The sequence below is a fragment of the Variovorax cryoconiti genome (assembly GCF_051216395.1).
Classification (GTDB): Bacteria; Pseudomonadota; Gammaproteobacteria; order Burkholderiales; family Burkholderiaceae_C; genus Variovorax.
This window is the reverse complement of the sequence record NZ_JBPJZI010000009.1, coordinates 95938-120808: the sequence shown is the minus strand read 5'-3', so window position 1 is coordinate 120808 and position 24871 is coordinate 95938. Positions and strand designations below refer to the sequence as shown.

At 66.4% G+C, this 24871-nt stretch carries 17 protein-coding genes; 3 read left to right on the top strand and 14 right to left on the bottom strand.

The window, feature by feature from the left end:
* Positions 1–88: 88 nt before the first annotated feature.
* Positions 89–1531, top strand: a complete 1443-nt coding sequence (locus ACSFA2_RS20235; protein WP_435457124.1) for an NAD-dependent succinate-semialdehyde dehydrogenase — start codon at positions 89–91, stop codon at positions 1529–1531.
* A gap of 49 nt (positions 1532–1580) precedes the next feature.
* Here the strand turns inward: ACSFA2_RS20235 and ACSFA2_RS20230 are convergent, their stop codons facing one another.
* The 7 genes from ACSFA2_RS20230 to uvrA all read right to left on the bottom strand — a co-directional run bounded on the left by ACSFA2_RS20230 (position 1581) and on the right by uvrA (position 16745).
* A complete protein-coding gene (locus ACSFA2_RS20230; RefSeq protein WP_435457123.1) occupies positions 1581–4766 on the bottom strand; it encodes a type I restriction endonuclease subunit R in 3186 nt (1061 codons plus the stop codon).
* Between the two features lie 145 nt (positions 4767–4911).
* Entirely contained in the window at positions 4912–5988 is a 1077-nt protein-coding gene (locus ACSFA2_RS20225) for a Fic family protein (protein ID WP_435457122.1), read from the bottom strand.
* 141 nt (positions 5989–6129) lie between these two features.
* Positions 6130–7062 carry a GIY-YIG nuclease family protein gene (locus ACSFA2_RS20220; RefSeq protein WP_435457121.1) on the bottom strand — a complete coding sequence of 311 codons (933 nt, stop codon included), beginning with the start codon at positions 7060–7062 and terminating at the stop codon, positions 6130–6132.
* Between the two features lie 26 nt (positions 7063–7088).
* Positions 7089–8321 (bottom strand): restriction endonuclease subunit S, encoded by a 1233-nt coding sequence (locus ACSFA2_RS20215; protein ID WP_435457235.1) that lies wholly within the window; start codon positions 8319–8321, stop codon positions 7089–7091.
* Positions 8311–9867 carry a class I SAM-dependent DNA methyltransferase gene (locus ACSFA2_RS20210; RefSeq protein WP_435457120.1) on the bottom strand — a complete coding sequence of 519 codons (1557 nt, stop codon included), beginning with the start codon at positions 9865–9867 and terminating at the stop codon, positions 8311–8313. Before ACSFA2_RS20210 ends, ACSFA2_RS20215 begins: the two co-directional genes overlap by 11 nt.
* 42 nt (positions 9868–9909) lie before the next feature.
* On the bottom strand, positions 9910–10896 hold the full coding sequence (locus ACSFA2_RS20205) for a tripartite tricarboxylate transporter substrate binding protein (RefSeq protein ID WP_435457119.1): 987 nt from the start codon (positions 10894–10896) through the stop codon (positions 9910–9912).
* Positions 10897–10979: 83 nt separating this feature from the next.
* Positions 10980–16745: an excinuclease ABC subunit UvrA gene (uvrA, locus tag ACSFA2_RS20200; RefSeq protein WP_435457118.1), complete on the bottom strand. Its 5766-nt coding sequence runs from the start codon at positions 16743–16745 to the stop codon at positions 10980–10982.
* Between the two features lie 199 nt (positions 16746–16944).
* Between uvrA and ACSFA2_RS20195 the strand changes: the two genes are divergently transcribed.
* Complete coding sequence (locus ACSFA2_RS20195) at positions 16945–18057, top strand: ABC transporter substrate-binding protein (protein WP_435457117.1); 1113 nt, start codon at positions 16945–16947, stop codon at positions 18055–18057.
* Between the two features lie 27 nt (positions 18058–18084).
* Here the strand turns inward: ACSFA2_RS20195 and ACSFA2_RS20190 are convergent, their stop codons facing one another.
* The 7 genes from ACSFA2_RS20190 to cynR form a co-directional block, all read right to left on the bottom strand.
* Positions 18085–18234: a hypothetical protein gene (locus ACSFA2_RS20190; protein WP_435457116.1), complete on the bottom strand. Its 150-nt coding sequence runs from the start codon at positions 18232–18234 to the stop codon at positions 18085–18087.
* Between the two features lie 125 nt (positions 18235–18359).
* The gene (locus ACSFA2_RS20185) at positions 18360–20054 is read right to left on the bottom strand and encodes an MFS transporter (RefSeq protein ID WP_435457115.1); all 1695 of its coding nucleotides are present in this window, start codon (positions 20052–20054) and stop codon (positions 18360–18362) included.
* A 152-nt stretch (positions 20055–20206) separates the two neighbouring features.
* Positions 20207–20848, bottom strand: coding sequence for a 2-hydroxychromene-2-carboxylate isomerase (locus ACSFA2_RS20180; protein WP_435457114.1), 642 nt, complete (start codon positions 20846–20848; stop codon positions 20207–20209).
* A complete protein-coding gene (locus tag ACSFA2_RS20175; RefSeq protein ID WP_435457113.1) occupies positions 20845–21111 on the bottom strand; it encodes a DUF1289 domain-containing protein in 267 nt (88 codons plus the stop codon). Before ACSFA2_RS20175 ends, ACSFA2_RS20180 begins: the two co-directional genes overlap by 4 nt.
* 2 nt (positions 21112–21113) lie before the next feature.
* A complete protein-coding gene (locus ACSFA2_RS20170; RefSeq protein WP_435457112.1) occupies positions 21114–21602 on the bottom strand; it encodes a YbaK/EbsC family protein in 489 nt (162 codons plus the stop codon).
* Entirely contained in the window at positions 21602–22522 is a 921-nt protein-coding gene (locus ACSFA2_RS20165) for a hydroxymethylglutaryl-CoA lyase (protein WP_435457111.1), read from the bottom strand. The genes ACSFA2_RS20170 and ACSFA2_RS20165 overlap by 1 nt, the downstream gene beginning before the upstream one ends.
* Positions 22523–22654: 132 nt before the next feature.
* A complete protein-coding gene (cynR, locus tag ACSFA2_RS20160) occupies positions 22655–23566 on the bottom strand; it encodes a transcriptional regulator CynR (RefSeq protein ID WP_435457110.1) in 912 nt (303 codons plus the stop codon).
* Between the two features lie 147 nt (positions 23567–23713).
* Here cynR and ACSFA2_RS20155 point away from each other — a divergent pair, with 147 nt between their 5' ends.
* Positions 23714–24862, top strand: a complete 1149-nt coding sequence (locus tag ACSFA2_RS20155; RefSeq protein ID WP_435457109.1) for a CaiB/BaiF CoA transferase family protein — start codon at positions 23714–23716, stop codon at positions 24860–24862.
* The last annotated feature ends 9 nt before the right edge of the window (positions 24863–24871 follow it).

The following is a 24871-nucleotide window of genomic DNA, read 5'->3' as shown; positions in this document are numbered from 1 at the left end:
ATCGGCCCCGCGCCGATGCTGCGGCGGCGACTCCGCCGATCCCACCCCCACCTCTTTCCATCCTCCGTTGTCCGACGAAAGACGCCTCATGACCACTTCCTATCCCTCGACCCAATTGCTCATCGCCAACGAATGGGTCGATGCCAAGAGCGGCAAGACGCTCGACGTGCGCAACCCCGCCACCGGCCAGGTGATCGGCCAGGTCGCCCACGCCGGCATTGCCGACCTCGACCGCGCGCTCGCCGCCGCGCAGAAGGGCTTCGAAGCCTGGCGCGACGTGCCGGCCAACGAGCGCGCCGCGATCATGCGCCGCGCTGCCGGCCTGATCCGCGAACGCGCCGACCAGATCGCGCCGCTGCTCACGCAAGAGCAGGGCAAGCCGCTGGCCGAAGCCCGCGGCGAGGTGCTGGCCTCGGCCGACATCATCGAGTGGTTCGCCGACGAAGGCCGCCGCGTGTACGGCCGCATCGTGCCCTCGCGCAACCTGGCCGCGCAGCAGCTGGTGATGAAGGAGCCGGTCGGCCCGGTCGCGGCCTTCACGCCGTGGAACTTCCCGATCAACCAGGTGGTGCGCAAGCTCGGCGCCGCGCTGGCCGCCGGCTGCTCGTTCCTGGTGAAGGCGCCGGAAGAGACGCCCGCATCGCCGGCGCAACTGATCAAGGCCTTCGTCGACGCCGGCGTGCCGGCCGGCACCGTGGGCCTGGTCTTCGGTGACCCGGCCGAGATCTCGAACTACCTGATCCCGCATCCGGTGATCCGCAAGATCACCTTCACCGGCTCGACCCCGGTCGGCAAGCAGCTGGCCGCCCTGGCCGGCGCCCACATGAAGCGCGCGACCATGGAACTGGGCGGCCATGCGCCCGTGATCGTGGCGGAAGACGCCGACGTCGCGCTGGCCGTGAAGGCTGCCGGTGCCGCCAAGTTCCGCAACGCCGGCCAGGTCTGCATTTCGCCGACCCGCTTCCTGGTGCACAACAGCCTGAAGGCCGAGTTCGCGCAGCTGCTGGTGAAGCACGCACAGAGCCTGAAGCTCGGCGACGGCCTGGCCGAAGGCACGACGCTCGGCCCGCTCGCCAACGACCGCCGCCTCACGGCCATGGCCAAGGTCGTGCAGGACGCGCAAGCCACCGGCGCCAAGGTCGCGACCGGCGGCGAGCGCATCGGCAGCACCGGCAACTTCTTCGCGCCGACCGTGCTGACCGACGTGTCGCTCGACTCCGACGTGTTCAACAACGAACCCTTCGGCCCGATCGCCGCCATCCGCGGTTTCGACACGCTCGACGAAGCCATCGCCGAATCCAACCGCCTGCCCTTCGGCCTGGCCGGCTACGCCTTCACCACGTCGATCAAGAACGCGCACCAGCTGGCGCGCCGCGTCGAAGTCGGCATGCTGTGGATCAACCAGCCCGCCACGCCGTCGCCGGAGATGCCCTTCGGCGGCGTGAAGGATTCGGGCTACGGCTCGGAAGGCGGGCCGGAGGCCGTCGAGGCGTACCTGAACACGAAGGCCGTGTCGATCATGGCCGCCTGATTGGCGACCGACTGAGAAGAGCGGGCCTTGTGCCCGCTTTTCTCATGCCTCACCCGAATTCTTCAGCGGCCAGGCGTTCAGCCTGTTCCAGCACCAACGTGACCGCGGCGTCCTGCTGATCCGGCGGGTACTTGTACTTTCTCAGGATCCGCCGCACCAGAAGCCGCAATTTGGCGCGCACGCTTTCGCGCTTCGACCAATCCACGCTCAGGTTCTGCCGAAGGCTTTCGGTGAGTTCATGCGCGATCTTCTTGAGTATGTCGTCGGTGAGTTGAAGCACCGCCGACTCGTTGCTGGCCAATGCGTCATAGAAGCGCACCTCGTCTTCGGTCAGCCCCAGCGTTTCGCCGCGCGATGCCGCTTCGCGAAACTTCTTCGCCATCGCGACCAACTCCTCCATCACCTGCGCGGTCTCGATGGAGCGGTTCTGGTAGCGCTTGATCACATCCGCGAGCAGCTCCGAGAACTTGCGGTCCTGCACGATGTTGCCGGAGAAGCGGCTTTTGATCTCGCCTTCGAGCAGGCGCTCCAGCAATTCCACCGCCAGATTGCGCTCCGGCAGCTTGGCCACCTGCGCCAGAAAGTCGTCGTCGAGCAAACCGATGTTGGGCTTGTCGAGGCCCACGGCGTCGAAGATGTCGACCACGCTGTCCGACACCACCGCCGAGCCGATGATCTGGCGGATGGCCAGCTCGCGCTGTTCGTCCGTTCGCTTCTTCGCCGTCAGCTCCTTCTTGGTCAGGATCACCTTCACGCCCTGGAAGAAAGCGACCTCTTCACGCACGGCCTTGGCCTCGTCGAGCGTGCAACACAGCGTGAAAGCCTTGCTCATGGCCAGCGCCACGTCGGCGAAGCGCTTTTTGCCGTCCTTGATGCCGAGCACGTGGTTCGCCGCACCCGCAAGTGTCTTGTGGCCGCCCTTGAGAAAGCCGCTGTAGTCGAAGCCATGCAACATGGCACGCAGCACATCGATCTTCTCCGCGAGCAGGCTGTAGGCCTCGTGCGCGTCGACCGTCGGCCGGCCACGGCCCTGGCTGGCGGTGTACTCCTTCATCGCGGCCTTCAGCTCGTTGCCGATGCCGATGTAGTCCACGACCAGCCCGCCTTGCTTGTTGCTGAAGACCCGATTCACTCGCGCGATCGCCTGCATCAGGTTGTGGCCCTTCATCGGCTTGTCGACGTAGAGCGTGTGCACGCAAGGTGCGTCGAAGCCGGTCAGCCACATATCCCGCACGATCACCATCCGCAGCGGATCGGCCGGGTCCTTGAAGCGCTTCTCGAGCCGCTTCTTCACCTGCGCGCTGTAGATGTGCGGACGCAGCAGCGCCTTGTCGCTGGCCGAGCCAGTCATGACGATCTTGATGGCGCCCTTCTCCGGGTCGGCGTCGTGCCAGTCGGGGCGCAGCCTGACGATCTCGTCGTAGAGGTGCACGCAGATGTCACGGCTCATCGCGACCACCATCGCCTTGCCGGTCTGCGCCTTGTTGCGTTCCTCGAAGTGCGCCACCAGGTCGGCCGCCACGCTCGTGATGCGCGGCCCGGCACCCACTACTTTTTCAAGCGCCGCCCATTTGCTCTTGAGCCGGCTCTGATCGCTCTCTTCTTCGTCTTCGGCCAGCTCGTCGACCTCTTCGTCGATCTGTGCGAGGTCGGCTTCATTCAGCCGCAGCTTGGCCAGCCGCGACTCGTAGTAGATCGCCACGGTGGCGCCGTCTTCACGCGCCTGCTGCATGTCATACACATGGATGTAGTCGCCGAACACGGCCCGAGTGTCGCGGTCTTCGCTGCTCACCGGCGTGCCGGTGAAGGCCACGAAGGTCGCGTGCGGCAATGCATCGCGCAGGTGCTGCGCGTAGCCGACCTGGTAGCGCTCCACAGTGCCCGCGCCATACGTTGGCGGCGCAAAAGCCGCGTGGTGCGGCGTCGGCGCTCCGTCGCCGGTCGCAAGCGGCGTCGATGCGGACCGCCGCGTCTTCAACTTCGCCTCGAAACCGTATTGCGTGCGGTGCGCTTCGTCGGCGATCACCACGATGTTGTGCCGCGCCGAAAGCTCGGGGAAGCTGTCTTCGTCCTCGCCCGGCATGAACTTCTGGATGGTCGCGAAAACGATGCCGCCCGAGGGCCGGTTGGCCAGCAGCGCGCGCAGCTCCTGCCGCGTGCGCGCCTGCACGGGTTGCTCCCGCAGCAGGTCCTGCGCCAGGCTGAACACACCGAAGAGCTGGCCGTCGAGATCGTTTCGATCGGTGATCACCACGATGGTCGGGTTGGCCATCGCCGGCTCCTGCATCACGCGTGCGGCGAAACAGGTCATGGTGATGCTCTTGCCGCTGCCCTGTGTGTGCCACACCACACCGCCCTTGCCTTGCACACCGCTCGCGGCATCGGAGCGGGACGCGGCCACCACCTGCGCGATGGCCGCGCGCACCGCGTGGAACTGGTGGTAGCCGGCGATCTTCTTGACCAGCGTGCCGTCGTCCTCGAACAGCACGAAGTAGCGCAGGTAATCGAGCAGGTACGCCGGCGCCAGCACACCGCGCACCAGCGTCTGCAGCTCGTTGAACTCGCCCAGCGGGTCGAGCGTGACGCCGTCGATGGTGCGCCATGCCATGAAACGCTCGCCATTGGCCGAGAGCGAACCCAGCAAGGCCTCGGTGCCGTCCGAGATCACCAGCAACTCGTTGTACTGAAAGACGTCAGGGATCTGTTGCTTGTACGTCTGAAGCTGGTCGTAAGCCTTCCAGATGTCGGCGTTCTGATCGGCCGGGTTCTTGATTTCGAGCAGCACCAGCGGCAGGCCATTGACGAACAGCACGATGTCGGCCCGCCGCGTGTGGTGCGGCCCGCGCACGGTGAACTGGTTGACCGCCCACCATTCGTTGCGCGAGGCATCCGCCCAATCCACCAGCCGCACGAAGTCGCCACGTGTCTCGCCATCCTTCTGGTACTGCACCGGCACGCCCGCCACCAGCAGCCTGTGGAACTGCCGGTTGGCGGACAGCAGCACCGGCGTGCCGAGTTCCAGCACCTGCTTGAGCGCGTCGTCCCGCGCCGCGGCCGGCACGTCGGGGTTCAACCGGTCGATGGCTTCACGCAGCCGGCCCGCCAGCACCACCTGCCGGTAGCTCGCCCGCTCCGGCGACGGGCCGTCGTGTGCGATGTCGGGGCCGTAGCGGTGCGTGTAGCCCACGTCGACCAGCCAGGCCAGGGCTTCCTGTTCGAGCTGGTCTTCGGTCATGAGGCCTGGCTTTCTTATTAACGAAATTAATAACGATCTCGGTTCGGACATGTCGCCCGAATCGACACGTCATCCGAACATGTTTAAAAAACAGATGAAAATCGACATATTAGGTCAACATGTCGATTGGATCGACTTGTCCATTTCAGGCCACCAGTTCGGAAAAAAGCGCATCGTTGATGTAGTACTTCTCGCGCCCGTGCTTGCTTTCGCGCAGCACGCCCAGCTTCGCCAGTGCCTGCAGATAGCCCGAGGCCGTCTGCCGCTTCGCAATGCCGGCATCCACCACGAACTGGATCTTCGTGTAGGGGTGCCGGAAGATCACTTCGACCAGATCCTTGCTGTAGACACCCGGCGCCTCCCGCTGCACGCGCTCCCGAACTTCTTCCATCAGATTGCGTATGCGCGTGACCTGATCGAAGGTTTGCTGGGCCGTGCTCTCCACGGCGCGCAACATGAACAACAGCCAGTTCTCCCATTCCTGGAGTTCCGTCACGCGGCGCAGACCGTCGTAGTAGTCCGCCTTGTTCGCAATGATGTAGCGCGACAGAAACAGCACCGGGATATCCAGCAGCCCCTTGTCGACCAGAAAAAGCAGGTTCAGGATGCGCCCCGTCCGCCCATTGCCATCGGGAAACGGGTGAATCGCCTCGAACTGGTAGTGCATCACGGCCATCTTCAGCAGCGGATCCAGGTCGTCGTCGGCGTGTATGAACTTCTCCAGATTGGCGAGCTTGTCGCGGATCACCGCCTCACCGACCGGCGGCGTGTAGACAACCTCGCCACGCCCGTTCTTCAGCGCAGTGCCCGGCAACGCACGCACGTCGAACTCGATCTGCTTGATGCGCTGGGCGATTTCGATGAACAGGTTGGTCGCCATCGGCCGGGTCTTCAGCGCGTCGAAGCCGTGGTACAGCGCCTCGCGGTAGCGCAGGACCTCCTTGGTGTGCGCATCGGTGTTGCCATCGGCGTCGGCATCGGCCCGGTACAGCTCGTCATTGGTCGTGACGATGTTCTCGATCTCGGACGACAGCCGCGCTTCCTGCAACACGATGCTGCTGATCAGCACGGCCTGATTCGGAATCTGCGCGGCCAGACCGCGCAGATTGGCCAGTACCCGGTTGGCGGTGATCGCCTGCTTGAGCACCACCTTGCTTTCAAGCTCGACCGATGGCGGAAGCAGCGGCAAGTCATTGAACGGCTGGGCACGATCAAACGGCATTCGGAGTTCCTCGGTGGCGCAGAGACCGAATTCTGCGCCATCTCGCGTCGAACATGTTTAAAACTTATGTTTTTTTAAACATATCGCCCAGGACATACATAAAAATCGCCACTTTTTATGCATGTCGCAAGAAAGCCCTCCTCACAAGCTCGCGGCATCCTCCACTTTCTGCCGCTTCAACGCATCCAGCGTCCGCCCGGCCGAATCGCGCCATTCCATCCAGCCGTTGGAACTGCGCCCCAGAACCACATCCGATGCACCGCTCGGAGAGCGGAAAAGCACATCCCGCTGGAACACGTAGCTCCCGCCCTCCAGCACCAGATCGCCAGCGTCGATCAATCGCTGGCGGTGCTTGCCGGCCGACATCGGAATCAAACTGGCCACGGCTTCGCCACGCCCACGCGACCCTTTCAGCACGACCATGCCTTCTTCGGTGTACTGCCCCGTGGCGTCGGCGCCCTGCGGCCCGGAGCACCGAAACACCTGCACGACCGCCGGCAGCGTTGCGTTCTCAACGACACCGGCGCCCACAACAGGCAAGACCGGATCGGCCCGCACCGCGAGCGGCTCGAACACCTGCTGCCCGAGCGTGGACACCAGCGTGCGGATCGTGTCGAAGATCTCCTGGCAATCCGCCTCCAGCCAGGCCGGCGTGTGCGGCCGGGTGCCGACCGTGCCGTTCTCCACCGTGTAGCGCTGCGCAGCATTCGCCTGCTGAATGCTGCGCCACTCCAGGTACATCGCATGCGTCTGCGTGAGGCTGTGCGTCAGCGAGATGGCGACCAGCGCGCGGTTCCAGAACTCGCGCTTGGGGTCCAGATCGTGCTCGCTCAGCCGCTTGCCCAGCGAACCGGTCTGGCCGACATAGACGGCGAGTTGGTCCTTCTCTTCGTCATCGCCGATCAGGTAGTACACGCCCACCTGGCGCGACTCGGGCATCTGCAGGAAGTCCGAGAGCAGCGGGCGGGGCACCTCGATGACCTGCACGATGCTGGTCGTCAACGCCGCGACCTGGATGCCGCGCGGATCGCCGGTGGGGAGGAAGATTTGGATGGTGCGAGGGCGGGCGGTCATGGCTGTGGGGTGGAATGGGTGCGGATTCAGAGACTGCTGGCACCGACTTCCTCGACCAACGCGTCCCTGTTCTCGGGCAGACGCAATTCGCCGGAGATCAGGCGGGGGAGGAGCGTATCGCGGAGCGTGGCGAGGGTTTGGGCCTGCAACTCGTTTGCGATCTTGGCATCTAGCATTGCCTCGAACGTCTCTCCAATCTTGCAAATCAATTCAATCGAGGGCACCAAGACTTTTGCCTGAGTCAGATGCGCCCGCTGTATGTGCCCCATCGTCGTGGCTTTGCTCGCCGCGATTTGGCGAAAGCTCTCAAGGTGATGCCGGGTCCAAAGAAAGTAGAACCACTTTGGATAATGCTCCGAAGTGACTTTGAACAAATGCTGATTCAACGCACCCTCTCCGCCACACCAAACCTCGACTTCGAGACTGCCCGACCATGAAAAGAGAACGTCCCCATCGTGGATCACGTACTCGGGCTTCAAGTTACGACCCGCTCGGTCAGCACCGACTGTGTCACCCTTTCGAAGTTGAGCGATCTTGACGACCGGTAACCACGAATGCTCGCTTGGTGGAAACTTCTGCAGCGCCAGACCGTTTAGAAAGTTGGCGATTCCATCAAGCGAGCGGACACTCCACCCCTTCGGCACCAACCCCAACTCCGAGTCCTCGAACCCATCCGGAAACAGCGCCGCCGTGGCCTCGTCCATGCCTTCCGGGGCGCGGCCTTCTATCTTGGCGCGCACAGGGTCGAAATCGACGAACCACGACTTGAACAGCGCTTGAGCGATGGCTTCGAGCGTGGCGTTGGTTTCGCGCAGGAGGGTGATGCGGTCGTCGAGGGCTTGTAGAACCTCAACGATTGCATCTTGCTCAGCCCGCGAAGGCACCCGAACTGGGATTGAATAGATGAAGTTGCGATTCAGCGAAGGCTGGGCGCTGCCGGAGTTGTACGCGGCTAGGGTTAGCGTCTGCAGCAAGTAATAGGCGAATCGCGGATGGTTGCCAAGAAAGTCAGTTACGTACAGGCAGGTGTTATGCGGCCAATAGGCCACGTCTGAGAAATGAACTCGCCCAACAGAAGCGCCGCTACGACCAACCACTACACCTGGGCCGGCAGCGAGAGACTCGGCGTGAGTGCCGTTTTGACCGGCTGAGCCCATTACTGGGACACTGCCGGGCCGCTGCTCAGATGCAGTGAGGTCGTGCCCCCGTTGCAGCCGAATAAACTCTCCAAGAGTGCGCTCGGCCCAATCAGAACTCATACCCAAGCCCCCCCAGCTTCTTCCGGATCAGCGCATCCAGTTCCGCCCCCTTCGCCATCTGCTCGCCCAACGTCTCCGTGAGCTTTTGCATCTTCTCGGCGAAGGCCTCATCGTCATCCTCGACCGCTTCGGCACCGACGTAGCGGCCGGGCGTGAGCACATGGCCGTGCTGCGCAATCTCTTCGAGCTTCACGCTGCGGCAGAAGCCTGCGATGTCTTCATAGGCAGGCAGTGAGCCATCACCGCGCCACGCAGCCACGGTGTTGGCGATGCGATCGATCACCGCATCGGTCAGCTCGCACTGCACGCGGCTGATCATGGTGGCGAGCTTGCGGGCGTCGATGAACAGCACCTCGCCCTTGCGCGCGGGCGCCTTCTTCTTGGCCAGGAACCACAGGCACGCAGGGATCTGCGTGTTGAAGAAGAGCTGGCCGGGCAGCGCGACCATGACCTCGACCACATCGGCTTCGACCATGGCGGCGCGGATCTGTGCCTCGCCGTTCTGGCTGCTGCTCATGCTGCCATTGGCCAGCACGATGCCGGCGCGTCCGTCGGGCTTCAGATGGTGCAGCATGTGCTGCAGCCAGGCGTAGTTGGCGTTGCCTTGGGGTGGGTCGCCATACACCCAGCGCGCGTCGCCCTCCAGGCTGCCGTGCCACCAGTCGCTGATGTTGAAGGGCGGGTTGGCCAGCACGAAGTCGGCGCGCAGGTCCTTGTGCTGGTCGCGCACGAAGCTGTCGGCGGGTTCGCGGCCCAGGTCGAAGTCGAGGCCGCGGATGGCGAGGTTCATCGCGGCCAGGCGCCACGTCGTCGGGTTGGCCTCTTGCCCATAGATGGACACGTCGCCGCGCTTGCCGCCGTGCGCCTCGATGAACTCTTCGCTCTGCACGAACATGCCGCCCGAGCCGCAGCACGGGTCGTACACCTTGCCGTGGTGCGGCGCAAGCACGGCGACCAGCGTCTTGACGATGCTGCGCGGCGTGTAGAACTGGCCGCCGCGCTTGCCTTCGGCGTTGGCGAACATGCCGAGGAAGTATTCGTACACCTGCCCGAGCACGTCGCGCGCCTGGGCAGCATCGACACCGAAGCCGATGGTCGACACCAGGTCGATCAGCTCGCCGAGCTTGCCGTCGGGCAACTGCGCGCGGGCGTAGCGCTTGTCGAGGATGTTCTTGAGGCTGGGGTTCTCGGCCTCGATGAGCGTCAGCGCATCATCGATGCGCTTGCCGATGTCGGGCTGCTTGGCGGCAGCGCGGATGCTTTCCCAACGCGCGGCTTCGGGTACCCAGAAGACATTGGCGGCGCGGTAGTAGTCGCGCTGCTCCAGCTCGGCAGCTAGGTCATCCGGCGTGGCGTCGGCAAAGTGGTACTCGTCCGCCGGGTCGGCAAACCGCGTGACCAGTTCCGCCCGGCGTGCAGCGAAGGTGTCGGAGATGTACTTGACGAAGATGAGGCCGAGCACCAGGTGCTTGTATTCGGCGGCATCCATGTTGGCGCGGAGCTTGTCTGCGGTCGCCCAGAGGGTTTTCTTGAACGTTTCGATCATCTCGCCCGAGCGTAGCGCAAGCGCTCGGGCGATCCCGCGGGTCTATTGCCCCTTCGCCAGCCCCAGCTTCTCGATGATCACCTTCTCGCGCGCCACCGTGTCCTGCGCGAACTGGGCGTACTGGGCGCTGCTCTTGTAGTCGGGCAGCATGTCGTACTTGCCCAGCGCGGCGACGTAGCTCGGCTCCTCCATCGCCTGCTTGAAGGCGTCGTGCAGCTTCTTCACCACCTCGGGCGGCGTGCCCTTGGGGGCGCCAATGCCGAAGGGCGAGTTCTGGACGATGTCGTAGCCCAGCTCCTTCAGCGTGGGCGCGTCGGGGAACTTGGCCAGGCGCTTCTCGCCCCAGGTGTTGAGCACGCGCAGCTTGCCGGCCTCGACCAGCGTGGCGAAGCCGGTGCTGTCGGCGCCGGACATCAGCTGCCCGCTCTGCAGCGCGAGCATCAGGTCGGCGCTGCCCTTGTACGGGATGTGCTGCAGCTGGATACCGGCCTGCTGCGCGATGCGCTCGGTCGTCAGGTGCGGGCTGGTCAGCGTGCCGGTCGAGCCGTAGCTCAACTTGCCCGGGTTGGCCTTGGCGTAGTCGACGAAGTCCTTCCAGGTCTTGAAGGGGCTGTCGGCCGGCACCACGATGCCGAAGGCATAGCCGGTGACGTTGATGACGTAGCTGATGTCCTTGATCGGGTCCCAGTTGATCTTGGTCGTGTAGCCGAGCCGGAACACGCCGAGCGGAATCTGCGCCACGGTGTAGCCGTCGGCCGGCGTGCCCTGCAGCGCCTGGGCGGGCAGCGTGCCGCCGGCGCCGGGCTTGTTGTCGACGATGACCGGCTGGCCCAGGATCTTGCTGGCGTTGTCGGCCAGCTGGCGCATCGTGATGTCGGTCGGGCCGCCAGCCGGGAAGGCGATGACGAGCTTGATCGGCCGGCTGGGAAAGGCCTGCGCCTGGGCCGCGAACGGTGCGAGCAGCGCCGCGGCGCCGCCCAGCGCGGCTGTACCGATGGAGATGAGGGAAACGAGGGAACGACGTTGCATGAAGGGCTTCCTGGAGAAATATCCGAAGCCCTCCATTGGGCCGAGCGGGGCCTCACCGCGCAATCGGTGAAGTCCCGTGTCGGTCACCCCCGCGCCAGCACCGGCGCCAATGCCACGCCGGTGTGCGTGCCGAGCTTGACCACGTCCTCCGGCGGCGCCGCGGCCACGATGCGCCCGCCGCCGTTGCCGCCTTCGGGGCCGAGGTCGATCAGCCAGTCGGCTTCGGCGATGACGTCCAGGTCGTGCTCGATCACCACCACGCTGTGCCCGCCGTTCACCAGCCGGTGCAGCACGTGGATCAGCTTCTCGACGTCGGCCATGTGCAGGCCGACCGTCGGCTCGTCGAGCACGTAGAGCGTGTGCGGCGCCTTCTGGCCGCGGCGCGTGATGTCGTCGCGCACCTTGGACAACTCGGTGACCAGCTTGATGCGCTGCGCCTCGCCGCCGCTGAGCGTCGGCGAGGGCTGGCCCAGCGTGAGATAGCCGAGTCCCACGTCCTTCAACAGTTGCAGCGGGTGGCTGATGTTGGGCATGGCGGCGAAGAAGTCGACCGCCTCGTCGACCTCCATCTGCAGCACGTCGCCGATGCTCTTGCCGCGCCAGGTGACGGCCAGCGTCTCGGGGTTGAATCGCGCGCCGTGGCAGACCTCGCACGGCACCTTCACGTCGGGCAGGAAGCTCATGCCGATGGTGCGGATGCCAGCGCCGTCGCAGGCCGGGCAACGGCCTTCGCCGGTGTTGAAGCTGAAGCGGGCCGGCGCATAGCCGCGTGCCTTGGCTTCCAGCGTGTCGGCGAAGAGCTTGCGGATCGTGTCCCAGAAACCGATGTAGGTCGCGGGGCAGCTGCGCGGCGTCTTGCCGATGGGCGTCTGGTCGACTTCGAGCACGCGGTCGATGCTCTCGTAGCCATCGACCGAGGCGCAACCCGACCACGCGGCGCGCTTGCCCGCCGCGTCCTTGTCGCGGCCGGCCTTGGTCATGCGCTGGATGACGATCGCCTGCACGTTCGTCAGCAGCACGTCGCGCGCCAGCGTCGACTTGCCCGAGCCGCTGACGCCGGTGATCGCCACCAGGCGGTGCAGCGGCAGCGTGGTCGTCACGTCCTGCAGGTTGTGCAGGTCGGCGCCGTGCACTGTGAGCCAGTCCGGTGCGCCGGGCTCGGGTGGCGGCACGGGGCGACGCGCCTGCAACGGGTGCTTGATGGCATCGCGCAGGTAGCGCCCCGTCTGCGAATCGGCCGCCGCCTCGATGTCGGCCACCGTGCCCTCGGCCACCAGCCGGCCACCGCGCTTGCCCGCGCTGGGGCCGATGTCGATGATGTGGTCGGCACGGCGGATGGTGTCTTCGTCGTGCTCGACCACCACCAGCGTGTTGCCCTTCTCGCCCAGCTTGTGCAGCGCGTTGAGCAGGATGCGATTGTCGCGCGCGTGCAGGCCGATGGTCGGCTCGTCGAGCACGTAGCACACGCCCTGCAGGTTGCTGCCGAGCTGTGCGGCCAGGCGGATGCGCTGCGCCTCGCCGCCGGAGAGCGTGGGCGCGCCGCGGTCGAGCGTGAGGTAGCCGAGGCCGACCTCTTCGAGAAACTCGAGGCGGCTCTTGATTTCGGGCACCAGGTCGCGTGCGATCTCGGCTTCGCGGCCAACCAACTCAAGACCTTCGAACCACTGCCGGATGTCCATCACGCTCATGCGCGCGATCTCGGTGATGCCGATGCCGCCCGCACCGAAGGGGCCGGCGTGCGCGGCCGGATGCGTCGCGGGGCCGAAGCTCACCGCGCGCGCCGTCGCGTTCAGGCGCCGGCCTTCGCAGGTCGGGCAGGCCGTCTCGCCGACATCCTCCGCCTCGGGTTCCGCGAAGGTCTGTTCGCGGCCCTTCTGGTCGTCGGCCAGCACCGAGTCGTCGTAGACCTTGCGCTGGTCCTTGGTCAGCTTGACGCCCGTGCCCACGCAGTCGGGGCACCAGCCGTGCTTGCTGTTGTACGAGAAGAGGCGCGGGTCGAGTTCGGCGTAGCTGGTGCTGCAGATCGGGCAGGCGCGCAGCGTGGAGAAGACCTGCGTGCGGCCGATGCCGGCAGTCGGCTCGCCCGCTTCCATCGCGGGCTTGAGCGCATCGATGTCGCTCAGCACATGCACCACGCCCTTGCCGAGCTCAAGCGCCTTCGTCAGCGCCTCGCGCAACGCCGCTTCGTTCGACGGCGACACGTCGAGGCTCGCCACCGGCAGCTCGATGCTGTGTTCCTTGAAGCGATCCAGCCGCGGGAAGGGTGTGACCGGCAGGAAGCCGCCATCGACCCGCAGGTGCGTGTAGCCGCGCGGCCGCGCCCAGTCGGCCAGCTCGGTGTAGACGCCCTTGCGGTTGCTCACCAGTGGCGCGAGCAGGCCGATGTGCTGGCCCTTGAAGTTCTTCAGCAGCTGCGCCGCGATGCTGTCCGGCGTCTGCGGCTGCACCGCAGCGCCGTCGTGGATGCAGTGCTGCGTGCCCAGCTTGACGTACAGCAGCCGCAGGAAGTGCCAAACCTCCGTCGTGGTGCCGACCGTGCTCTTGCGCCCGCCGCGCGACAGGCGCTGCTCGATGGCCACCGTCGGCGGAATGCCGTAGACCGCATCGACCTCGGGCCGGCCCGCCGGCTGCACGATGCTGCGTGCATAGGCATTGAGCGATTCGAGGTAGCGCCGCTGCCCTTCGTTGAACAGGATGTCGAAGGCCAGCGTCGACTTGCCCGAGCCGCTGACGCCGGTGACCACGCTGAACTTGCCGCGCGGGATGTCGACCGAGAGGTTCTTCAGGTTGTGCTCGCGCGCATTGACGATCTGGATCGCCTCGCGGCCGAAGGCCGGCAACGCGCGCCGCGCCAGCTCGGCGCCGCTGCGTTCGCGCACCACATGGCGCGACGGACCGAGCGACAGTTCGTAGTCGCGCAGCGCATCGCCGGTGAGTGAACCCTTCATCTCGCGCACGTGCTCCGGTGTGCCGACGGCGACGACCTGCCCACCGCCATCGCCGCCTTCGGGGCCGAGGTCGATCAGCCAGTCGCTGGCCCGGATCACGTCGAGGTTGTGCTCGATGACGACCAGCGAATGGCCCGCGTCGAGCAGCTTGCGCAGCGCGCGCATCAGGCGCGAGATGTCGTCGAAGTGCAGGCCGGTGGTCGGCTCGTCGAACAGGAAGAGCGTGCCGCGCCGCGCCACCGACTGCTTGCTGGCCGTGCCGCTCTTCGCGGCCTCCGCCAGAAAGCCCGCGAGCTTCAGGCGCTGCGCCTCGCCACCCGACAGCGTCGGCACCGGTTGGCCCAGCTTCACGTAGTCGAGCCCGACGTCGACGATGGGCTGCAGCACGCGCAGCACGTCGCGGTCGTTCGCAAACGTCGCGGCAGCCTCGGCCACCGTGAGGTCGAGCACGTCGGCGACGTTCAGGCTGCGGCCGCCGCGTTCGATCTTCACCTCGAGGATCTCGGGGCGATAGCGCTGGCCATCGCAGTCGGGGCAGCGCAGGTACACGTCGGACAGGAACTGCATCTCGACGTGCTCGAAGCCCGAGCCGCCGCAAGTCGGGCAGCGCCCATCGCCGCTGTTGAAGCTGAACTTGCTGGCGGTGTAGCCGCGCTGGCGCGACAGCCCGGCGGTCGCGAAGATCTCGCGCACGGCATCCCAGGCGCCGACGTAGCTCGCCGGGTTGGAACGCGCCGTCTTGCCGATCGGCGACTGGTCGACGAAGACGACGTCGCTCAGATGGTCGGCGCCCAGCAGGCGGTCGTGCTCGCCGGGCGATTCGGTCGCCTTGCCGAAGTGGCGCATCAGCGCCGGCGCCAGCACGTCCTGCACCAGCGTCGACTTGCCCGAGCCGCTGACGCCGGTGACGACCACCAGGCGCTGCAGCGGGAAGTCGACGGTGATGTTCTGCAGGTTGTGCTCGCGCGCGCCTTCGAGGATGAGGCGCGGCGTGCTGTCGGTCACGGCGCGCTTGAAGCCCATGCCGATCTGCTTGCGGCCGCCGAGGTAGTCGCCGGTCAGCGTGTGGGCGTTGCGCAGTTCGTCGGTGGTGCCGTCGAACACGATCTGGCCGCCGCGGATGCCGGGGCCGGGGCCCATGTCGATCACGCGGTCGGCCGCCAGCATCACGGCCGGGTCGTGCTCGACCACCACCAGCGTGTTGCCCGCATCGCGCAGGCGCAGCATGGCCTCGGTGATGCGGTTCATGTCGCGCGGATGCAGGCCGATGCTGGGCTCGTCGAGCACGAAGAGCGTGTTGACCAGCGAGGTGCCGAGCGCCGTCGTGAGGTTGATGCGCTGCACCTCGCCGCCACTCAGCGTGCGGCTCTGGCGGTCGAGCGTGAGGTAGCCGATGCCCACGTCGTGCAGGTAGCGCAGGCGCGTGGTGATCTCTTCGAACAGCAGCTTGAGCGCCTGGGCGTCGCCTTCGTTGGCGTTCGCGCTGTTGCCGCGGTGCTCGATGCCGTCGAAGAACTTTCGCAGCCGCTCGATGGGCAGCAGCATCAGGTCGTGCAGGCACAGGCCGGGCAGCGCCTCGAGCTGCGCGCGCGACCACTTCGTGCCCGCCGGCAGGAAGCGCCTGGCCGGCGCCAGCACGCCGTCGGCGTCGTCCTTGCTGCCGATGCGCCACAGCAGGCTGTCGAGCTTCAGGCGCGCGCCGGCGCAGGTCGGGCATTGCGTGTAGCTGCGGTACTTCGACAAGAGCACGCGGATGTGCATCTTGTACGCCTTGCTCTCCAGGTAGCCGAAGAAGCGCTTGATGCCGTACCACTGCTGGTTCCACTTGCCGGTGTAGTTGGGCGAGCCGTCGAGCACCCAGTCCTTCTGTGCCTGCGTGAGCTTGGCCCACGGCGTGTCGCGCGGAATGCCGGCGTCTTCGGCGTGGCGCATGAGGTCGTCCTGCGCCTCTTTCCACGCGGGTGTCTGGATGGTCTTGATCGCGCCGGCACGCAGCGTGAGCTTGTCGTTCGGAATGACCAGGCCGAAGTCAACGCCGATCACGCGGCCGAAGCCGCGGCAGGTGTCGCAGGCGCCGACCGCCGAGTTGAAGGAGAACATCGACGGGATCGGGTCGCCGTAGCGGATGTCGCTCTCGGGGCAATGCAGGCCGGTCGAGAACTTCCAGATGGTTGGTTCAGCCCCCTCTTCCGCCGGCACCGCATAGACCGTGAGCCGGCCCACGCCGCGCTTCAGCCCGGTTTCGATCGCCTCCAGCACGCGGGCACGCTCGGCCCCGGCCAGGCGGAAGCGGTCGGCCACGACGTCGAGCACCTTGCGCGGGCCGGTCGGCGTCGCGACCTCGCGCTCGGCCTGCACGCGGGTGAAGCCGCTGGCCGACAGCCATTGCGTCACCTCGTCCGGCGTGGTCGTCGCCGGCAGCTCCACCGGGAAGGTCACGACGATGCGCGGGTCGCCGGCCGCAGCGGCGCGCTCGACCATCGTTGCGTAGATGGTGTCGGGCGTGTCGTGGCGCACCAACAGGGCCGTGTCGCGGTCGAACAGCTGCGCGGCGCGCGCGTAGAGCAGCTTCAGGTGGTCGTTCAGCTCGGTCATCGTGCCGACCGTGGAGCGCGAGGAGCGCACCGGGTTGGTCTGGTCGATCGCGATGGCCGGCGGCACGCCTTCCACCTTGTCAACCGCCGGCTTGTCCATGCGGTCGAGGAACTGGCGGGCGTAGGCGGAGAAGGTCTCGACGTAGCGCCGCTGCCCCTCGGCGTACAGCGTGTCGAACACGAGGCTCGATTTGCCCGACCCGCTGGGGCCGGTGACCACGGTCATCTCGCCGGTGCGGATGTCGAGGTCGAGGTTCTGGAGGTTGTGCTGGCGTGCGCCGCGAATCCGAATGGAGCCCTGTGTCATGCGTGCCTTGGGGGTGGGGCAGACATTCTAGGGAGGGGTCTGCAATGCTTTCCGGCCCGGCGTGACATGGCGCACGGCGGCTAAGGGTTTCCCCCGTGGAGTCTAAAAGACATTTAGTAACAAATGCGATCCACATCGGCGCTGCCTTCGGCGTTCTCTCGCGGTCATCTTTTCCCGTCATCTTTTCCGGAACTCCCTCATGAAGCATTTCCGTCAGCTCTGCACCGCCGGTCTCGTGTCGATCTGCGCACTGCCCGCATGCGCCCAGATCCTGATCGGCCAGACCGCAGGCATCTCCGGACCGGTCGCTGCCGGCGTTGCCGAGGCGATCACCGGCGCCCAACTGGTCTTTGACAGCGTGAACGCCCAAGGCGGGGTCAACGGCGAGCAGATCGAGGTGATTCGCCTGGACGACGGCTTCGACGTGAAACGTGCCGGAGAGAACGCCCGCGTGCTCATCGAGGAAAAGAAAGTGGTCGCGATGTTCCTGAGCCGCGGCACGCCGCACACCCAGGCCATCCTGCCTTGGCTCGACAAGCATGGCGTGGCGATCGTCGGCCCTTCGACCGGTGCGATGGTGCTGCACAAGCCGGTACAGAAGCATGTGTTCAACGTCCGCCCCACCTACCAGCGCGAAGCGGAAAAGGCGGTGCAGCACCTGCGCACCGTCGGCATGGAGCGGATCGCGGTGGTCCATGCCGCCGACTCCTTCGGCAAGGACGGGCTGGACGGTGCCAACACCGGTTTTGCCAAGGCCAAGCTGCAGCCGGTGGCGGTGATTCCGGCCGATCGCGAGAAGCCCGACTACACCGCCATCCTGCAGGCCCTCGCCAAGGCCAATCCGCAGGCGGTGCTGTGGATCGCCTCGGGGGATGCGGTGGTCGACGGCGTGAAGGGCTTGCGCGCTGCGGGTTCGGCGGCCCAGGTCGTCACCCTGTCGAACAACGCGTCGAGCGGCTTCATCAAGCAGCTGGGCACCGCCAGCAGCGGTGTGATCGTCACGCAGGTGTTTCCGTCGGAGCGCTCGAGCGCGCAGCCGATGGTGAAGGAAGCGATGGCGCTGGCGAAGGCGAAGAACCAGACCGAACTCTCGCCCCAGATGCTCGAAGGCTTTGCGGCCGCCAAGGTCATGGTCGAGGCGCTGCGCCGCGCCGGCCCGAAACCCACGCGGGCCAAGATCGTGGCGTCGCTGGACGGGCTGCGCAACTACGATCTGGGCGGCGGGCTCGACATCAACTACTCGCCCACCGACCACTCCGGCATCGACTTCGCCGACCTGTCCATCATCAGCGAGGGGAAGTTCAAGCGCTGAGCGACCGAAGACAGCGCTCGGGCGCCATCACTTCGGCGCGCTGGCCGCTGGCTCCGGCGCATGCACCGCGTCCCCCCCATGCTTCTCCCCCGACATGTCGACCTTGTCCCCCGCCATGTTGATGAAGTAGAGCGATACCGCGGCGAAGAGGATGAAGCCGACGACGAGTTTCCACATGGGTTGAGTCTCCTATTGAGGTAATGCGATGTTCAGGAAAAAGGCTTCATGCGGCCCCTCGGCTGGCATGAAGCCTCTGTGCTGAACAGCCTCGCCGCGCAGCCGCGGTCGAGGCCTGGTGTCGATCAGTCGTTCGCGTAGATGTCGACGTCCTTCGTTTCCTTGATGAACAGCGTGCCGATCACCAGGGTCATGCCCGCAATGATGATCGGGTACCAGAGCCCGTTGAACATGTTGCCGGTGCTGGCCACGATCGCGAACGAGATCGGTGGCAGCAGGCCGCCGAACCAGCCGTTGCCGATGTGGTACGGCAGGCTCATCGAGGTGTAGCGGATGCGCGTCGGGAACATCTCGACCAGCATGGCGGCGATGGGGCCGTAGACCATGGTCACCAGCAGCACCAGCCAGAACAGCAGCGCAACCATCATGCCCTTGTTCATCTTGGCGGGGTCGGCCTTCGAAGGGTAGCCGGCAACCTTCAGGTCATCGCCCACGACCTTCTTGAACGCGGCAATTTCCTTGACGGAGCTTTCGTCGAACTTGGAGCTGACGACATTGCCGACCGGCGCCTCGACGAGCTTAGTGCCGATCTTGACGACGGCCTTCGAACCCGGCGCACCCGCAATGTTCTCGTAGCTCACCGAGTTCTGCGACAGGTAGCGCTTGGCAATGTCGCACGAACTGCGGAAGTCGATTTCGCGGGCCACCGGGTTGCCCTGGAACGAGCAGGTCGCCGGGTCGGCGGTGACAGTCACCGCAGCGGTCGACTGCGCCTTCATCAGGTCGGGATTGGCGGCTTCGGCCAGCATTTTGAATACCGGGAAGAAGGTCACGATCGCCAGCAGGCAGCCAGCCATGATGATCGGCTTGCGGCCGATCTTGTCCGACAACGTTCCCCAGATCACGAAGAACGGCGTGCCGAGCAACAGCGACGCCGCGATCATCAGGTTGGCCGTGGTCGCGTCGACCTTGAGCTGTTGCGTCAGGAAGAAGAGCGCGTAGAACTGGCCCGTGTACCAGACCACGGCCTGGCCGGCGGTCAGGCCGACCAACGCCAGGATCACGATCTTGAGGTTCTTCCACTGCCCGAAGGACTCGGACAGCGGTGCCTTCGAGGTCTTGCCCTCGGCCTTCATCTTCTGGAAGGCGGGCGATTCAGACAGCGAAAGACGGATCCACACCGAGATGCCCAGCAGCGCGATGGACACCAGGAACGGAATGCGCCAGCCCCAGTCGCCGAACGCCTGTTCGCCGAGCCAGGTACGCACGCCCAGGATCACCAGCAGGCTCAGGAACAGCCCGAGCGTGGCCGTGGTCTGGATCCACGAGGTGTAGGCACCGCGCTTGCCGTGCGGCGAGTGCTCGGCCACGTAGGTGGCCGCACCGCCGTACTCGCCGCCGAGCGCCAGGCCCTGCAGCATGCGCAGCGCGATCAGGATGACCGGCGCGGCGACGCCGATGGTGGCGTAGCTGGGCAGCAGGCCGACGATGAAGGTCGACAGGCCCATGATCAGGATCGTGACCAGGAAGGTGTACTTGCGGCCGATCATGTCGCCCAGGCGGCCGAACACGATGGCGCCGAACGGACGCACCAGGAAACCGGCGGCGAAGGCCAGCAGCGCGAAGATGAAGGCCGCGCCTGCATCCAGTCCGCTGAAGAATTGCTTGGCGATGATCGCCGCGAGCGAACCGTAGAGGTAGAAGTCGTACCACTCGAACACGGTGCCCAGCGAGGAAGCGAAGATGACCTTCTTTTCCTCGGCGGACATGGGCCGGGGGGCCGGATGCGGCACCCCCCTCGAATCTAGTGTGGCTGCCATATCGATCGTCTCCTGTTGATGTACTGCGGCCCGGATTTCCGAGCCGTGGGGCATTCTTGGAGGACCGACTGACCGGAGCCTTTCGCGAAACTGAACCGTCGCTGACGATTTAGGGTGAAACCCGTGCCCGGGGTTTCAGGATGCAGGAAACGTCAAGAAATGTTGCGCGACGGGCCCGGGCGCTGGTCGGCGGTGGACCACTGCGGTCCGTCGAACCACGGGTCCTGCTGCGCTGCGGCACGCAGCATCGCCAACCCGTCGAAGCCCCAGAACAGGCGGCCATCCAGGGCGTAGGCCGGCACGCCGAAGGCACCGCGCGCGATGGCCTCGTCGGTGTTGGCACGCAGCGCCGCCTTCGCGGCATCGCTGCTGCCATCGCGTACCGACGTCAGCTGCGACGCCAGTGCCGCCAGCCTGCCAGCGTCCCCCGCGTCAGCACCGCCGCGCCACACGTCGCGAAAGATCGTCTCGGCCGCGTGGCGGCTGATGGCGCCGTCGTGCGTGGTCGACAACGCCAGCCGCAGATGCGGCAAGGGGTTGTAAGGGTGCGTGGCCGGCATCTCGATCGGAATCCCGTGCGCATGGCCCAGCCACAGCACCTGACGGTAGGTCCAGGCGCGCTTGCTCGGCACTTCGGCCGGCCCTTTCTGCCCGTGGTGCTTGAGCATGGCGCCCAGCAGCACCGGCTTGTAGGTCACGCTGTAGCTCAGCCCCTCGAGTGCTTCGGGCAGGTGCTCGAAGGCGAGGTAGGCATAGGGCGAGATGAAGTCGAGGTAGAAGTCGATGTGCTTCATGGCGGGATGTCTCCGGTCGTTGTCACACCGACGGCATGCGCTGCGGTACGCAGTTCGATGGCGCGCCACACGCTTCGCTTGCTGGCCGCGTCGGAGCGGCTCCATGCAGAGATCTCGGGGATCGTGCGCAGGCAACCGATGCAGAACACGCGCTCGGCGTCCATGCGGCAGATCGACACGCAAGGCGATGGCACGTCGTCGCCTGTGGTGCCGGCCACGTCGGCGGCACGTTGCGCGAGCGCGAGGGCGTCGAGCACGTCCATCGTCACACCACGTCCGCCACCGGCGCACCGGTCAGGCGTTCGAGGTCGTGCGGCGACAGCTTCACCACCGCATGCGGATGGCCGGCCGCGGCCCAGATCTCGTCGAAGCGAAACAGCTCGCGGTCGATCAGCGCGACCGGCGGCGTGACATGCGCGAAGGGCGACACGCCGCCGATCGAGAAGCCCGTCTTCGCCTTCACGAACTCGGCATCGGCGCGCCCCGTCTTGCCGACCAGGGCATCGACCTTCTTCTCGTCAACCCGCTTGTCACCCGAGGTGACGACCAGCACCGCGACGCCGTCACTCTTGCGACGGAACACGATGCTCTTGGCGATCTGCCCGACCGCGATGCCCAGCGCATCGGCCGCCTGCTGCGCGGTGCGGGCGGCGTCGTCGAGCATCTGCGGCGCATGCGCGTGGCCGGCGTTCTGCAGCAGCCGCGCGACGCGCTGGACGCCTTCAGGTAGTGCGTGGAGTTCAGAACCGCACATCAGCCGGCCCGCTTCGTCCGGATCGCCTTGGACACGCGCGAGCTCGGCTCGCGGCCCAGCGCCTGGCTGATGTACACGCCGGCGTCGATCAGCGCGTCAAGGTCGATGCCGGTCTCGATGCCCATGCCGTGCAGCATGTAAACCACGTCCTCGGTCGCGACGTTGCCGGTCGCGCCCTTGGCGTACGGGCAGCCGCCCAGGCCGGCCGACGAGGTGTCGTACTGCCACACGCCCATCTCGAGGCTGGCCAGCGTGTTCGACAGGGCCTGGCCGTAGGTGTCGTGGAAGTGGCCGGAGATGTCGTCGATGCCGTAGTGCGCCAGCGTGGCCTCGACGGCGCGCTGCACCTTGGCCGGCGTGCCGGTGCCGATGGTGTCGGCCACGCCGACGTGCTGCACGCCGATGCCCTTCATCAGGCCTGCCAGCCGGCCGACGGCCTCGGGCGCGATCTCGCCTTCGTACGGACAGCCCAGTGCGCACGACAGCGCACCGCGCACATGGATGCCCTTCTCGCGCGCCGCGGCGACGACCGGCGCGAAGCGCTCGATGCTCTCGGCGATGGAGCAGTTGATGTTCTTCTGGCTGAAGGCCTCGCTCGCCGCACCGAAGACCACGATCTCGTCCGGCCACTCGTTGCGGGGTGCCGAGAGCGCAGCCTCCAGGCCCTTCATGTTGGGCGTGAGCACCGAGTAGGTCACGCGCGGGTTGCGGCGGATGCCGTGCATCACCTCGGCGTTGTCGGCCATCTGCGGCACCCACTTCGGGCTGACGAAGCTGGTCACCTCGATGGCCGTGAGGCCGGCGTCCTGCAGGCGGTGCACCAGCTCGATCTTCACCGCGGCGGGCACGGGTTGCTTTTCGTTCTGCAGGCCGTCGCGCGGGCCGACGTCGACGATCTGGACCTTGGAGGGGAATTTCATGGGGTGTCTCTTGCTTCGCGGAGGGAAGGGATGCCGCCCTCGATTGTCGGCGACCCCGCAAGAGCCTGCGCGCCGCGCGGTCGGGCGGACGGTGGCAATCCCCGCCACCGCGGTTGCAAATGCCGACAGCCCTCAGGCCTTGGTGTCTTTCCGCTCCAGCAGGCTGGTGCGAAAGGCCACCTTGCGCACGATGGCCGAGAAGGCGCGCGTGGCCGCGGATTCGCGCGCTGGCGGCGACCACAGCATGCCTGGCGTGCGCACCGGCGTCGGGCTCTCCAGGCGCACGATGGCCAGCCCCGAATGCGGCAGCACGGCATTGGCCGCGACGATGGCGGCCAGCCGCGTCTTGGCGACCAGGCCCATGATCGGCGCCAGCGCATTGATCTCGGCCACCACCTGCGGCTCGGCGCCGCAGGAGCGGAAGCACTCGTCGAGCATCTGGCGCGTGACGAAGCTCGCCGGCAGCAGCACCATCGGCAGGCGGTGCAGTTCCACCATGCGCACCCGCTTGCGGCGCGCCAGCGGATGGCCCTGCGCCACCACCAGCACCATCTCCTCGTTGTAGAGCGGCTCGAACTGCAGCGCCCCGGGCGCCGCCGGCCGGTAGGCAATGCCCAGGTCCAGCGTGCCCTGCTGCAGCCGCTGCGCGATCAGGTCGGCCGCCAGCTCTTCCACCACCACGCGCACGCCGGGGTAGCGCGGCTGGAAGGCGGCGATGCAGTCGGGAATGAAGCCGAGGTTGAAGGTCGGCGTCGAGCCGATGCGCAGTTCGCCCGCGGCTTCCTGCGGGTTGTCGCGCAGCGCGCCCAGGCCGCGGTCGATTTCCTGGAGCGCCCGTGTGGCGTGGTGCAGGAAGGCCTCGCCCGATTCGGTCAGCGCCACGCGCTTGCCGCTGCGGTCGAAGAGCTGCGTGCCCAGCTCGTCTTCCAACTGCTTGATCTGGTGCGACAGCGTCGACTGCGTGACATGCAGCCGCTCGGCCGCGCGCGTGAAGTTGAGCGAACCCGCCAGGGTGCTGAAGTAGCGCAGGTGCCGCAGTTCCATGGGTGTCTCCGGGTGCCGTGGTGCATGCGCCCACGATCGATGCCGTCGATGGTATCCATGAAAAACCATCATTGTTAAAAATCGCCCGGCCTGCCTAGAGTTCGCACCCAGCCCCTCGACGGGCGAACGAACACAGGAGACAACGCGTTGCAAAAAGTCCTCAGCGGCATCAAGGTGCTGGAGCAAGGCACGTTCATCACCGGCCCGGCCGCCGGCATGTTCCTCGCCGACCTGGGTGCGGAGGTGATCAAGGTCGAGCAGCCCGGCAGCGGCGACCCGTTCCGCGCCTTCCGCGGCGGCCTCTACAGCCCGCACTTCCAGACCTACAACCGCAACAAGCGCAGCATCACGCTCAACCCCAAGCTGCCCGACGACGCGGCGGTGTTCGACGCGCTGGTGAAGGACTCGGACGTCTACATCCAGAACTTCCGCCCCGGCGCGGCCGAGCGCCTGGGTGCCGGCGCGGCCCGCCTGCGCGAGCTCAACCCGCGGCTGGTGTACTGCGCCATCAGCGGCTTCGGCCAGACCGGCCCGGCCGCCGGTCGCCCGGCCTACGACACCGTGGCCCAGGCCGCCAGCGCCTTCCTCAAGCTCTTGGTCAACCCGGCCAACCCGCGCGTCGTGGGCCCGGCGGTGGCCGACGCGATGACCGGCTTCTACGCGGCCTACGGCGTGATGGGCGCGCTGATCGAGCGCGGCCGCACCGGTGTCGGCCGCACGGTGGAGGTGTCGATGCTCGAGGCCATGTGCCACTTCAATCTCGACGCGTTCACGCACTACTTCTCCGAGAACGAGATCATGGGCCCCTTCAGCCGGCCCAGCGTGTCGCAGTCGTACGTGCTCGAATGCGCCGACGGCCTGTGGATCGCGCTGCACATGTCGTCGCCCGAGAAGTTCTGGCAGGGCCTGGCCAACGCCATCGAGCGGCCCGACCTGTTCCAGGACCCGCGCTTCGCCAACCGCGAAGGCCGCATCGCGCACCAGACCGAAATGATCGCGCTGCTCGACGGCCTGTTCCGCGAGCGCACCCGCGCCGACTGGTGCGCCCGGCTCGAAGCCGAAGACGTGCCGCACGCACCCATGTACGACACGCGCGAAGCGATGGAAGACCCGCAGGCGCGGCACCTCCAGCTGGAGGTGAGCGCACCGCATCCGGAAGGCGGCGAGTGGCGCACCATCCGCTCGCCCGTGAGCTTCGACGGCGAACGCCCACTCGACGTCACGGCACCGCCCACGCTCGGCGCCGACAACGACGCCATCGTCGAGCCGCTGCGACGGCGGCTGCGCGAGGCCTGAGCCCGCATC